Raw genomic sequence first — 13101 nt, 5'->3', positions numbered from 1 at the left:
CCGGCCGCCGAGCGTCCGGTGCGCCTCGTGGACGGTCACCTCGGTGCCGGCCTCGGCGGCCGGGCCCGTACGGCCGACGGCCCGTACCGCACCAACGAGGGCCCGCACGCGCTCTACGACGGCGGCCCCCACTGGACCTGGCTGGAGCAGCGGGGTCTCGTCCCCCCGCTCGCCGTGCTGCCGACCGCCGAGGCGCTCCGGTTCCGCGTCCACCGCGACGGCGCGCTCCACCGCACCCCGCCGCTCGGCCTGCTCCGCCAGGCCCGCCGCAGCCCCGAACAGGCCCCCGTCGACCTCGACTTCCGCACCTGGGTCACCGGTCTCGCGGGCGAGCGCACCGCGCGCGTGGCAGCCTCTTACAGCGGGGTCGCGCTCTTCCACCACGACCCCGGCTCCCTCTCCGCCCGCTTCGTGCAGGAGCGGCTGCACCGGGCCGCCGCCCTGCCGCCGGAGGCGCAGTACGTCCGGGGCGGCTGGGGCGAGCTGATCGAGCGGATGGCCACGCGCGCGCGTGAGCTGGGCGTACGGATCGAGACGTCCTCCCGGGTCGACGCCCTGCCGCTCGGCGGCGGCCCGGTGATCGTCGCGACCGCGCTGCCCGCCGCCGCCCGGCTCCTCGACGACCCGTCGCTGACCTGGGAGAGCGGCCGTACGGTCCTGTTCGACCTGGCGCTGCGGACCCGGAAGGGCGATCCGTTCGTGGTGTCCGACCTGGACGCGCCCGGCTGGATCGAGCGGTTCACGGCCCAGGACCCCTCGCTGGCCCCGGCCGGGCAGCAGCTGGTCCAGGCGCAGCTGCCGATCGGCCCCGGCGCGTCGAAGGCGGACGGCGTAGCGCACGCCGAGCGGCTGCTCGACCTCGGCTTCCCCGGCTGGCGCGAGCGGGAGGTGTGGCGGCGGGAGTCCGTGTCCCAGGGCCGTACGGGCGCGGTGGACCGCCCGGGAACCACCTGGCGCGACCGGCCGACGGTCGACCGGGGCGACGGGGTGTACCTGGTGGGCGACCAGGTGGCGGCGCCGGGCGTGCTCTCGGAGGTGTCGTTCACGAGCGCGGTCGAGGCGGTGTCGCTCGCCCTGCGCGCGGACCTCGTGGACCGCCACCACAAGCACGGCCTTGACCTCAAGCGCGCTTGAGGTCACAGGGTGGACCCACCGGCCCACCCGTACGACGACAGGGGAACGTCATGCACGCCATCCGCCTCCACGCCTTCGGCCCCGCCGAGAACCTCACCTACGAGGAGACGCCCGACCCCGTGCCGGGCCCCGGCCAGGTCCGCGTCCGGGTCGCGGCGGCCGGCGTGCACCTCCTCGACACCGCCCTCCGCGAGGGCGCCACGGGCCCCTTCCCCGCGCCCGCCGCACTCCCCACGATCCCCGGCCGCGAGGTCGCCGGCACCGTCGACGCCCTCGGCGAGGGCACCGACCCGGCCTGGCTCGGCCGACGGGTCGTCGCCCACCTCGGCATGAACCCCGGCGGCTACGCCGAACTCGCCGTCACCGACGCCGCCCGCCTCCACGCCCTGCCCGACCACCTCGGCGAGGCGGAGGCCGTCGCCATGATCGGCACCGGCCGCACGACGCTCGGCATCCTGGGGTTCACCGAACTCGGCCCCGACTCGGTCGCGATCGTCCCGGCCGCCGCCGGCGGCATCGGCACCCTGCTCGTCCAGTACGCCAAGAACGCCGGCGCCACCGTCATCGGCCTCGCCGGCGGCCCCGCGAAGACCGCCCTCGTCGAGGCGAACGGCGCCGACCTGGCCGTCGACTACAAGCGACCCGACTGGCCGGAGAAGGTCCGCGCGTACCTGGGGAACCGCACCGCCACCGTCGTCTTCGACTCGGTCGGCGGCGACACCGGACGCGCCGCCGTCGACCTGCTCGGCAAGGGCGGACAGCACCTGGTCTTCGGCTGGTCGGGCGCCGGGCTCCACGACGGCGAACCGCTCACCCTCACCGAGGAGGAGCTCACCGCCCGCGGGATCACCTCGGAGTCCGTCCTCGGCCCCGTCATGATCCAGAAGGCCGGCGGCGACATCCGTGCGCTCGAACTCGCCGCCCTCGACGCGGCGTCCACCGGCACCCTCCGCCCGGCGGTCCACCGCTTCCCGCTCGCGGAGGCGGCGGAGGCCCACCGCGCCCTGGAGAACCGGGGCACGACGGGCAAGGTGGTGCTGGTCCCCTGAGAGACCGGGGATCAGACGGGGATCAGACCCCGAGGACGTCCCAGGAGTGCGCCTTGAACTCCTTCACGAACTCGGGGTGGTCCTCCCACATCCGGGCGATGGAGCGCAGCACGTCCCAGTTGTGCTCCAACGCCTGGTCGACGACCTGCCGCAGCTCCGGCGCCGTCTCCCGCTTCTCCACGAGACCGTTCACCTGCGACGCGGCCTGCACGGTGTAGCGCAGGGCGCGCAGCGACCGCGAGGTGTCGTCCATGCCGAAGCCGTGGTCGCTGCCGTTGGCGGGGTCGAAGAGGGGCGTGAGGCGTGCCTCGATGAAGTCGGTGATGCGCTGGAACCGCTGCTCAATGTCCATGGCTCCTTCCTACACCGTCGCTCCGCCCAGCTCGGCCAGAGCCCCGTCCGTCAGCCGGTACACGGACCACTCGTCCTGCGGGCGGGCGCCCAGGGACTCGTAGAAGTCGATCGAGGGCTTGTTCCAGTTCAGTACGGACCACTCCAGGCGCTCGTAGCCGCGCTCGACGCAGATCCGGGCCAGTTCGCGCAGCAGCGCCTTGCCGTGGCCGCCGCCCCGGGCCTCCGGGCGGACGTACAGGTCCTCCAGGTAGATGCCGTGGACACCGCGCCAGGTCGAGAAGTTGAGGAACCAGAGCGCGAAGCCGACCGCCTCGCCCGTCTCCGACTCGGCGATGTGCGCGAAGGCGGCGGGACGCTCGCCGAACAGGGCCTCGTGGAGCTGCTCGGGGGTCGCGCGGGCCTCGTCGAGGGCCTTCTCGTACGCGGCGAGGTCGCGGATCAGGGCGTGGACGACGGGAACGTCGGCGGGCGTGGCAGTACGGATCATGCACCCCAGCCTGCCCCGAATCATGCCCTCCTGGCCAGCAGGATCCGCGCGGCGGCCACCTGCTCGGCATCGAGCGCGGGCTCGCCGTCCTCGACGTCCCACAGCCCGTTCTGCAGGACCCGGCCCAGCGTCCACGCGACCGCCCGCCGCGCCGTCGCCACCCCCGTATCCACAGACCCCTGGCCAGCGGTAACCTCCGGCCACGCACCCGGAAGAGGGATAGAGATGAGCACGGTCAACGGCACCGTCAACGGCGGCATATCGTTCTGGTACGCGCAGGAAGGCGCCCCCGCGCCCCGCGAACCGCTCCCCGGCGACGCCACCGCCGACGTCTGCATCGTCGGCGGCGGCTACACCGGACTGTGGACCGCCTACTACCTCAAGAAGGCCGTCCCCTTCCTCAACATCACCGTCCTCGAAGCCAAGTTCTGCGGCTACGGCGCCTCCGGGCGCAACGGCGGCTGGCTCTACAACGGCATCGCCGGACGCGACCGCTACGCCAAGCTCCACGGCCACGAGGCCGCCGTCCGCCTCCAGCAGGCCATGAACGCCACCGTCACCGAGGTCCTCGACGTCTGCGAGACCGAGAAGATCGACGCCGACCAGCACCGCGGCGGCGTCCTGGAGGTGGCCCTGTCCCCCGCCCAGCTCGCCCGCCTCAAGGCCTTCCACGCCGCCGAGCTCGCCTTCGGCGAGACCGACCGCGAGTTCCACGGCGCCCGCGAGACCGCGGACCGCATCCGCGTCGCCGGGGCCGTCGGCTCCTCCTGGACCCCGCACGGCGCCCGCCTGCACCCGGTCAAGCTGGTCAAGGGCCTCGCCGACGCCGTCGAGGCCCTCGGCGTCACGATCCACGAGTCGACGCCCGTCACCGAGATCAAGCCGAAGCACGCGATCACCCCGTACGGCACCGTCCGCGCCCCGTACGTCCTGCGCTGCACGGAGGGCTTCACCGCCTCCCTCGCCGGCCAGCGCCGCACCTGGCTCCCCATGAACTCCTCGATGATCGCCACCGAGCCGCTCACCGACGCCCAGTGGGAGTCCATCGGCTGGGACGGCCGCGAGACCCTCGGCGACATGGCCCACGCCTACATGTACGCCCAGCGCACCGCCGACGGCCGCATCGCCCTGGGCGGCCGGGGCGTCCCGTACCGCTTCGGTTCGAAGACCGACAACGACGGCCGCACCCAGCCGCAGACGATCGACGCCCTCCGCGAGATCCTGATCCGCTTCTTCCCGCAGCTCGCGGGCGTACGGATCGACCACGCCTGGTCCGGTGTCCTCGGCGTCCCCCGCGACTGGTGCGCCACCGTCACCCTCGACCGCTCCACCGGCCTCGGCTGGGCCGGCGGTTACGTCGGCTCCGGCGTCGCCACCGCCAACCTCGCCGCCCGCACCCTCCGCGACCTCATCCAGCAGGACTCCGGGCAGTCGGGGCCCACGGACCTCACCGCCCTGCCCTGGGTCGACCACAAGGTCCGCAAGTGGGAGCCGGAACCCCTGCGCTGGCTCGGCGTCCAGACCATGTACGCCGCCTTCCGGGGCGCCGACCGCCGCGAGGCCACGGCCCACTCGGCGGAGACGGACCGCGTGGCGGTCCTGGCGAACCGCCTGAGCGGCCGCTGACGGACGAGACGGGGAGGGCGCGTGTCGCGCCCTCCCCGTCGGAACTACTCCACCTCGATCCCGAAGTCCCCCACCAGCTCCTCAAGACCGCCCCGGTACCCCTTCCCGCCGAGGACGAAGTCCCAGTCGCCGCCCGCCCGCCGCCGGAACGACCCGAGCACGAGCGCCGTCTCCCCCGGTCGCCCGTCGGACACCTCCAGGCGGTCGAGCTCGGTACCCGCGTCGTCCCGCAGCCGGATCCCGGCCTCCGTGAAGCCGCCCAGGTCCGCGTCGGGGTTCACCTCCGGGTCCACGGCCGCCACCAGGACCAGCCGGTCCGCCCGCGCGGGCAGTGCGTCGAAGCCGACCCGTACGGCCGCGCGGTCACCGGGCGCGGCCGCCACCATGGCCACCGAACCGTCGGGCGTCGCGGGGTTGTTGAAGAAGACGAACCACTCGTCGCCGAGGACCCGGTTCCCGGCGCAGACCAGCGCGCAGACGTCGAGCGCGGCGGATCCCGACCACACCATCCCGAGCAGGTTGAAGTCCTCGGCGGCCTCGGCGGGAGCGGAGGCGGGGACCGGGGCGGACACGGGCGCCGCGGCCGGGGCGGGTCCGCCCAGCCGGCCCCGCAGCCCGTGCTGGTGCAGCAGGTCCACCAGCTCCGTCCCCGAGATCAGCGTCAGGGGCTTGCCGTTGGCGAAGGTGTACGAGCCCGGCCCGAACTTCGACGTGGTGACCAGGACCCCCTTGTTGGCCCCGACGTCCTGCACGGTCCCGTACAGATCCCGTACGGCACTCGGCGGCACCGTGTTCCGGTACCGCTTCACCTGCACCGCGATCGACCCGCCGCTGATCGGATCGGGGTCGAGCGCCTTGACGTCGACCCCGCCGTCGCCCGACCGCTGCGTCGTCACGGCCTGGAGCCCCCGCGCCCGGAACAGTTCGGCCACGAGCCCCTCGAATTCGATCGGGTCCATGGTGAGCAGGTCGGGCTCCTCGCCGTCGCCCTGCACCACCACATCGGAGCCCACCTGCCCCGGCTCCCGCAGCGGCACCACCGCCACCCGCTCATCCGGTTTGGCCGAAAGCCGCCCACCCAGGGCCCCGGTGAGGCACTCGACGGCCCCCACGAGCTCCAGGTTCAGCCGGTCGAACGCCGGCCGCTCCACCACGACCGAGGCCACGCACACCCGCCCGGCGAGTCCGGTGGCCGGATCGACCCCGCCGACGTACCCGTTCAGGGCCACCCCTTCGAGCGCCCCGAACCGGTCCGCCGCGAACAGCTCCCGCACCGCGAGCAGCACGCTCTGCGCCAGCACGTCCCGGTACAGGGCCCGCCGCTGCGTCACCGGCCGCGCGACCTCCTTCTCCTGGTCGGTGCTCGGCAGGTACTTGACGCCCTTGGCCTCGGGGACGACCTCGTACCCGGGCAGGTCCCAGTCGAGGACGAGCCCCCGCCCCGCCCGGTCGTAGGCGGCCGACACCTCCCGGGGGAAGCCCTCGGGCCAGGCGGTCGAGGCGAAGAGAACCGCCGAGAAGAACTCGACGACCGTGTCGGGCTCCCCGGCCCGCAGAGCCGCGGCCGTCCCGTCGACCCCTGCGTTGTGGGCGCGTATCTCGGCGATGCGGGCGGCCGCCCAGGCGTCGTACTCCCTTCGGTAGGCGGCCAGTTGCTCGACCCGCCGCGCCTCGGCGGCCTGCGCCGCGTACCAGTCGTGCTCGAACCTGGCCCGCGCGTCCCGCTCGGCCTGGGCCCGCCCGGACGCGGTCCAGGCCCCCTGCGGCTGGTAGAAGCGCTGGTCGGGCATGGCGACGGGCTCACCGAGCGGCCCGGGGGCGAACGGCTCGACGGTCTCCTCCCGCCGCAGGGACTCCACGCCGAAGGCGGGCGCCCGGCAGCCCGCCGCGAGCAGCGACTCGAGCACGGCGACCCGCTGGTCGAGCTCCTGTGTCCGGCGCAGGGCGTCGGCCTCCCGCTGCTGCCGGTACGCGGCCCGCTGCTCCCGCTGCATCCGGGCGACGTCCCGCTCGTACGCCCGCTGCGCCCGCTCGGCGTCCCGCTGCTGCCGCAGCACCGCCTGGTGCTGCCCCTCCCGCTGCCTCTGCGCCACCCGCTGCTGCTCGGCCCACACCCCGATCAGCCCACCGGAACGCCGACTCATCCGCGCACCCCTCCCCGACAACCCCGACCATCTGTACGCCCCCGTGACGGACAAGTGTCCCGGACGATCACGTCCCTGCGCACGGAGAGGGCGGAACAAGCCGAAGGGGCCCGGCCCGGCGGAACACGCCGGGCAGGGCCCCGATGGTCGGCTGAAGGAACCGATCAGAAGAGGTAGTTGTACGAGGTGCCCGGGGTGTCGCCCCAGCCCGTGCCGATCTTGACGCGGGTGGCGAACGGCGCGGTGGCGCTGCCCGTGCCCTTGTACAGCCAGAAGGTGCCGGTGGTGTCGCGGGCGACCAGGTCGGCCCTGCCGTCGTCGGTGAGGTCACCGGGGCCGCTCAGCTGCGGGTAGGCGCCCCAGCCCGTGCCGACCTTGACGCGGGCGGCGAACGGGGCCGTCGCGACGCCCGTGCCCTTGTACAGCCACAGCGCGCCGGTCGTGTCACGGGCGAGCAGGTCCGCCCTGCCGTCGCCGGTGAGGTCGCCGGGGCCGGTCAGCTGGTTGTACGCGCCCCAGCCCGAGCCGACGCGGACACGGGTGGCGAACGGCGCGGTCGTGGTGCCGGTGCCCTTGTACAGCCACAGCACGCCCGAGGCGTCACGGGCGAGCAGGTCCGCCTTGCGGTCGCCGGTCACGTCGCCGACGCCCGTGAGGTTGTTGTAGATCCCCCAGCCGGAACCGACCTTGGTCCGCGCGGTGAGCGGCTCCCACTCGACCCCGGTCGTCCGGTAGTACCAGAGGACGCCGGAGGCGTCCCGGGCGACGACGCCGCCGCCCTTGGCCTGGACGGTGATCGGGGAGAGCTTGGCGAGGGAGTTGTAGATGCCCCAGCCGTGGCCGACGTTCTCGGTCCAGTCGCGGAAGGGGGCCGCCGCCTTGCCGGTGCCGTGGTGCCACAGCAGGTTGCCGCTCTTGTCCCGGGCGAGCATCGCGTAGTGCGTCGGCACGGGGCGGGAGCTGACGATCGGGAAGGTCGCGGACTTCTCGGGGTTGCCGGTCCCGAAGTCGTACACCTCGTAGGTCGCGTAGGCCTCGATGTTCCACGCGGCCGCGGTGGCGCCGGTCTTCAGGTCGTACGAGACGGTGACGTCGGTCGGGCCCGACTGGCCCGGGTCGACCCGGCAGGTGATGCCGCCGTAGTCGAGGTCGGTGCTCGCGTCGCACTCGGCGATCGGCGAGCTCGCCCTGACGTCGGCGATGGCGACCTGGGTCTCGCCCTCCTCCCAGTCCCGCATGCCCTGGGCCGGCATGAACGACACGTCGAGCGTGCCCTCGTCCACCGCGTGCAGGGTGACGGAGTGGGTGACCGTGGCGCCCGGCTGCAGGGACGGGGTGGTCAGGGCCAGCGTGTTCTGGGCGACGTGCGCGAGCGTCTTCGCCGTCACCGTACGGGCGGCGTGCGTGCCGTCCTCCGGGAGGCTGCCGGCGATCTGCGCGTCCTTGACGGCCTTGGCGAGGTCCCCGCCGCGCGGGACGTAGACGGCGCCGTAGTGGAGCGTGGTGTTGTCGGCGGTCGACGCGGCGGCCTTGATCTCGATCGACGGGAACGGGTTGTCCTCGTTGACCGGGCACGTGTACACGCCCACGACGCCCGCGCGGGCCGAGCAGGACGAGAGCGACCCCAGGCCGAGCCCGGTGGGCAGTCCCGCCTTCGTCCAGGCCGGGTCGGTCAGCGGCGCCTTGCTCAGGGCGTAGACCAGGGTTCCGTCGGGGGTACCCATGAGGCCGGTCGGAGACAGCTCGGTCCAGCCCTCACCGGGCTGCAGCACCCGGTTCTCGAACTCGAACTCGGGCAGTTCCTGGCCGGCGGCCGAAGCCGTACCGGCACCGCTCACCAGACCGGCCACCAGCAGGGCGGCCGTCCCCCCGAGAGCGAAGATCCTTCGCACGAATGAAGTTCCTCTGTGCATTCCCGCACCTCGCGGCACGGGAGACCACGGGAGCGCACACGGGCGGCCGTCGCCCCCCGCGGCTACGCCAGGCAAAGACCCCTCCCCCCTGGGCGCAAGCGCAACGTATCCCATGCCCCCGGGGCTCCCGCATCCGGGTTTTCCGGAGATCATCCGGGTTCTTCCGGAGACGACCGAGGGCCCCGGACGCGCGACGCGTCCGGGGCCCTCGGTCTTCCGCAGAGCCGCCTGTCGGAATCGAACCGACGACCTCAAGATTACAAGTCAAGCGCTCTAGCCAACTGAGCTAAGGCGGCAGCGAGTGAAGTGTAACCAACCCGGCCCCGGCGACGGTCGGAAATCTCACTGGCCCGTGAGTGCTGACAGATCGGGCACCGCCCGGTAGCGTCACTTGCGGTTCACCCAGGTGGACTAGACCTCAATCCTTCCTTTACTCGGATCGTCCGGCACGTTCCTGCCGGTGAAGGGACGCATCACCATGGCTTCCGTCACGTTCGACAAGGCCACCCGTGTCTACCCGGGTGCCACCAAGCCCTCCGTCGACCAGCTCGACATCGAGATCGCGGACGGCGAGTTCCTCGTCCTCGTCGGCCCCTCCGGCTGCGGCAAGTCGACCTCCCTGCGCATGCTCGCGGGTCTCGAGGACGTCAACGCCGGCTCCATCCGGATCGGTGACCGCGACGTCACGCACCTGCCGCCGAAGGACCGGGACATCGCGATGGTGTTCCAGAACTACGCGCTGTACCCGCACATGACCGTCGCCGACAACATGGGCTTCGCGCTCAAGATCGCCGGCGTGAACAAGTCGGAGATCCGCGCCAAGGTCGAGGAGGCCGCGAAGATCCTCGACCTCACCGAGTACCTCGACCGCAAGCCGAAGGCGCTCTCCGGCGGTCAGCGCCAGCGCGTCGCGATGGGCCGCGCCATCGTCCGCGAGCCGCAGGTCTTCCTCATGGACGAGCCGCTGTCGAACCTCGACGCCAAGCTCCGCGTCTCGACCCGTACGCAGATCGCCGGTCTGCAGCGCCGCCTCGGCATCACCACGGTCTACGTCACGCACGACCAGACCGAGGCCCTCACGATGGGCGACCGCGTCGCCGTCCTGAAGGACGGTCTGCTCCAGCAGGTCGACTCGCCGCGCAACATGTACGACAAGCCCGCCAACCTCTTCGTCGCCGGCTTCATCGGCTCCCCGGCGATGAACCTGGTCGAGGTCCCGATCACCGACGGCGGCGTGAAGTTCGGCAACAGCGTCGTCCCGGTCACCCGTGACGCCATCGCCGCCGCCTCCGCCGCCGGCGACACCACCGTGACCGTCGGCGTCCGCCCCGAGCACTTCGACGTGCAGAGCGCGACCTCCAAGGACGGCCTGGCCGTGACGGTCAACGTCGTCGAGGAGCTCGGCTCGGACGGCTTCGTGTACGGCACCACCCGCGTCGGCGGCGAGGACAAGGACCTGGTGGTCCGCGTCGGCGGCCGCGACGTGCCCGCCAAGGGCTCCACGCTGCACGTCGTGCCGCGCGCCGACGAGCTGCACGTCTTCTCGACGTCGACGGGCGCGCGCCTCAGCGACTGAGACCGCCCCCGAGCTCTGCCGTACGGCCCCGCATCTGTTGCAGATGCGGGGCCGTACGTTTAAACGGCGCACGACGGGCCCACGACGGGAGTACCGCAGGCATACAACGGGCTTACCCCGGAAAACCCCGGCATTCAGGGCTTCGCCCGGGCCCCCGCGTCAACACGGGATTCGAAAAGCCGCCTCGAACCATCCCTCGCGAGAGTGACTAAATGTCGCCATATCACTACCGGCCGCTACGCTCGCCTGCGTGACGCACACTGCCCGCCGAATCGGCCGCTCTCTCGCCCTCGTCCTGCCCGTCGTCCTGGTGCTCTCGGGAACGCTCGCGGTGTCCGCCGTTCCGTGGGCCGGCCAGGACTCCGGGACCCAGCTGACCGCGTCCTCCACGGACGTGTCCACCCGGGCCAAGTCCCGTGCCCCGCAGGATATTCTCCGCGACCAGCTCCTCGCAGAGCTTCAGGAGAAGGACCCCGGCACCGCCCTCACGCACCTCCAGCGCGAGGTGGAGAACCGTCCCTCCCTCGCCAAGCACTGCTTCTCCATCGCCCGGGCCCTCGGCCGCGCCGCCGTCGAGCACTACGGCCCCTCGCGCGCCCAGTCCTTCTCCCGCCCGGTCTGCGACACCTCGTACGCGACCGGCGTGATGCGCGCGAGCTGAGCGTCGTCACGCACATCGGACATACGGGACGCCTATCGTTCCCCGTATGCACACCACTCCGACGCAGGCCGTGGTCCTGGCGGGCGGCCAGGGCACACGGCTCCGCCCGTACACCGACGACCGCCCCAAGCCGATGGTCGAGATCCCGGGCACCGGGACCCCGATCATCGGCCATCAGCTTTCCTGGCTGGCCGCCGAGGGCGTGACCGACGCCGTCGTCTCCTGCGGACACCTCGCCGAGGTGCTCCAGGAGTGGCTGGCCTCCGCCGACCTGCCGCTCAAGGTGACGACGGTCGTCGAGACCGAGCCCCTCGGGCGCGGTGGCGGCCTCAAGTACGCCGCCACGCACCTGCCGGCCCCGGACCAGCCCTGGTACGCCACGAACGGCGACATCTGGACCCGCTTCTCGCTGCGCGAGATGGCCGCCTTCCACACCGAGCGGGACGCCCTCGCGACGCTCGCCCTGGCCCGCCCCCGGATCCCGTGGGGCGCCGTCGAGACCGACAAGTTCGGGAACGTCACCGACTTCATCGAGGCGCCGCCGTCGCCGTTCCTCATCAACGCCGGCGTGTACGTCTTCGCCGCGGCCTTCACGGAGCTCCTCCCCGACCTCGGCGACCACGAGCGGACCACCTTCCCCCGCCTCGCCCGCGAACGGCGCCTGGCGGGCTTCCCGCTGCCCCACGGCGCGTACTGGAGGGCCATCGACACCGCGAAGGACCTGACGGAGGCGGCCAAGGAACTGGCCGCCCAGAAGGTCTGAGGACGGGCGTACGCAACGGAAAGGGCGGCACCGCGCATCCGCGGTGCCGCCCTTCTCGTACTCCCGTGGGTCAGCCCAGCAGGCCGCCGATCGGGTTGTGCGCGCCGCCCGTCGTCGAGCCGCTCTCGGACGGGGTGCTGGTGGAGCCGGTCGAGCCGCCGCTCGACGTGCCGCCGCCGCTGGTGCTCGGGGTGTCGCTGGTGGACGGCGGGGGCGCCGGCTTCGACTGCACGGGCGTACGGCTGCTGGTGGCGCCGGTGCTCGTGCCCTGGGTGGCGGTCGGCCGCTGCTCCTGGGTCCGGGGGGCCTCGTGGGTCGTCTCGGCGGGCCGGGTGGCCTCCTCGGTCTCCTCGCTCCGTACGGGGGCCTCGCTGGTCGCGGCGGCGGGCTCGGGCGCGGTGGAGGCCGCCTTCGACGGGGCGCGGCGCGTCGGCTCCTGGGGGAGCGGCTGGCCGGGGAGGTGGTTGATCGGGTCGTCGTTGGGGCCGGGGACGGTGACCATCTCGGTGGAGCGGACGGCGCCGCCGAGGACCGAGCCGACGAGGAGGGTGAGGCCGACGACGACGGCGGCGAGGAGGGTGCTGCGGCGGGTGACGCGGCGGCGGAGGTCCCAGAGTTCGGCGCGGGGGCCGAGGGTGCGCCAGGCCTCGCTCGCGAGGCGGCCGTCGAGGGAGTAGACGGGGGCGCCGGCGATGATCAGCGGGGACCAGGCGGCCAGGTAGATGATGTCGGCGGAGTCGTAGACCGGGACGGTCTTCCAGCTGACGGTCAACAGGAGGGCCGCGGAGAGCAGGCCGCCGACGACGGCGGCGACGCGCTGCCAGAGTCCGAGGACGGTGAGGACGCCGACGACGACCTGGAGGAAGGCGACGGTGAGTCCGGCGCCGACGGGGTGCTGGAGGGCGAAGTCGCGCAGCGGTTCGGCGAGGGCCCAGGGGTGCAGGGAGTTGAGCCACTTCACCATGGAGCCGCGCTCGCCGCCGTCGAAGTAGACGGGGTCGCAGAGCTTGCCCATGCCCGCGTAGATGGAGATGAAGCCGAGGAAGACGCGGAGCGGGAGGAGGACGACGCCGAGGTTCATCCGGCGGCCCGGGTAGTAGGCGTGCCGGACGTTGTCCTGCCCGTGGCGCTGTGCGGTCCGGGCTTCCGGCGCGTCGTGCTCGTACGGCTCGGCGGGCTCGGGCCGGAGGTCGTACAGCTCGTCGTAGGCGCCCTCGGCCCGGCGCATCGGCGGCAGCAGGGGCGCGACCGACTCGGCGGGCACCACGGGGGTGGGCATGGTGGTGTCGATGCGCGGGATGGCCTGGGTGTCGCCGACACCGTGGCCGCCGTGGCCGACGGGTTCGAGCGTGGAGACGGAGGACTCGCGCACGGCCTGGAGGAGGCCGGTGGCG

The 13101-nt window shown here is 73.0% G+C and carries 11 protein-coding genes, 1 tRNA gene and 1 pseudogene; 6 read left to right on the top strand and 7 right to left on the bottom strand.

Annotated elements, in window-relative coordinates; genetic code table 11:
* Window positions 1–1134, top strand: a 1134-nt coding sequence (locus tag CCN56_RS08140; protein WP_086825021.1) for an FAD-dependent oxidoreductase, incomplete at its 5' end; no start/stop codon positions are given.
* 50 nt (window positions 1135–1184) lie between these two features.
* On the top strand, window positions 1185–2183 hold the full coding sequence (locus CCN56_RS08135; protein WP_086825017.1) for a zinc-binding dehydrogenase: 999 nt from the start codon (window positions 1185–1187) through the stop codon (window positions 2181–2183).
* Between the two features lie 22 nt (window positions 2184–2205).
* Here CCN56_RS08135 and CCN56_RS08130 read toward each other — a convergent pair whose 3' ends face one another.
* The 3 genes and pseudogenes from CCN56_RS08130 to CCN56_RS41700 form a co-directional block, all read right to left on the bottom strand.
* On the bottom strand, window positions 2206–2535 hold the full coding sequence (locus CCN56_RS08130; protein ID WP_041130456.1) for a hypothetical protein: 330 nt from the start codon (window positions 2533–2535) through the stop codon (window positions 2206–2208).
* A 9-nt stretch (window positions 2536–2544) separates the two neighbouring features.
* Window positions 2545–3024, bottom strand: coding sequence for a GNAT family N-acetyltransferase (locus tag CCN56_RS08125; RefSeq protein WP_086825015.1), 480 nt, complete (start codon window positions 3022–3024; stop codon window positions 2545–2547).
* A 20-nt stretch (window positions 3025–3044) separates the two neighbouring features.
* Window positions 3045–3173: pseudogene (locus tag CCN56_RS41700) on the bottom strand (hydroxyurea phosphotransferase); the annotation flags it as partial.
* Between the two features lie 76 nt (window positions 3174–3249).
* On the opposite strand from CCN56_RS41700, the gene CCN56_RS08115 reads away from it, so the two are divergent.
* Complete coding sequence (locus CCN56_RS08115) at window positions 3250–4650, top strand: FAD-binding oxidoreductase (RefSeq protein ID WP_086825012.1); 1401 nt, start codon at window positions 3250–3252, stop codon at window positions 4648–4650.
* A gap of 44 nt (window positions 4651–4694) precedes the next feature.
* On the opposite strand, the gene CCN56_RS08110 is transcribed toward CCN56_RS08115, so the two are convergent.
* The 3 genes from CCN56_RS08110 to CCN56_RS08100 form a co-directional block, all read right to left on the bottom strand.
* A complete protein-coding gene (locus CCN56_RS08110; protein WP_179199744.1) occupies window positions 4695–6794 on the bottom strand; it encodes a restriction endonuclease in 2100 nt (699 codons plus the stop codon).
* 164 nt (window positions 6795–6958) lie between these two features.
* A complete protein-coding gene (locus tag CCN56_RS08105) occupies window positions 6959–8686 on the bottom strand; it encodes a VCBS repeat-containing protein (RefSeq protein WP_086825010.1) in 1728 nt (575 codons plus the stop codon).
* Window positions 8687–8929: 243 nt separating this feature from the next.
* Window positions 8930–9003 (bottom strand) — tRNA-Thr (locus tag CCN56_RS08100).
* Window positions 9004–9185: 182 nt separating this feature from the next.
* On the opposite strand from CCN56_RS08100, the gene CCN56_RS08095 reads away from it, so the two are divergent.
* The 3 genes from CCN56_RS08095 to CCN56_RS08085 all read left to right on the top strand — a co-directional run bounded on the left by CCN56_RS08095 (window position 9186) and on the right by CCN56_RS08085 (window position 11707).
* Window positions 9186–10283 carry an ABC transporter ATP-binding protein gene (locus CCN56_RS08095; protein WP_086825008.1) on the top strand — a complete coding sequence of 366 codons (1098 nt, stop codon included), beginning with the start codon at window positions 9186–9188 and terminating at the stop codon, window positions 10281–10283.
* A 250-nt stretch (window positions 10284–10533) separates the two neighbouring features.
* Window positions 10534–10944: a hypothetical protein gene (locus CCN56_RS08090; protein ID WP_041130450.1), complete on the top strand. Its 411-nt coding sequence runs from the start codon at window positions 10534–10536 to the stop codon at window positions 10942–10944.
* A 46-nt stretch (window positions 10945–10990) separates the two neighbouring features.
* Window positions 10991–11707, top strand: a complete 717-nt coding sequence (locus CCN56_RS08085) for a nucleotidyltransferase family protein (RefSeq protein WP_086825006.1) — start codon at window positions 10991–10993, stop codon at window positions 11705–11707.
* A 70-nt stretch (window positions 11708–11777) separates the two neighbouring features.
* On the opposite strand, the gene CCN56_RS08080 is transcribed toward CCN56_RS08085, so the two are convergent.
* The coding region (locus CCN56_RS08080) for a DoxX family membrane protein (RefSeq protein ID WP_086825004.1) at window positions 11778–13101 on the bottom strand (1324 nt) is incomplete at its 5' end.

Source organism: Streptomyces sp. NRRL B-24572 (genome assembly GCF_002156145.1).
Taxonomy (GTDB): domain Bacteria; phylum Actinomycetota; class Actinomycetes; order Streptomycetales; family Streptomycetaceae; genus Streptomyces; species Streptomyces vietnamensis.
Note: the sequence above shows the minus strand (reverse complement) of the source record. Positions and strands in the feature narration are given on the sequence as shown.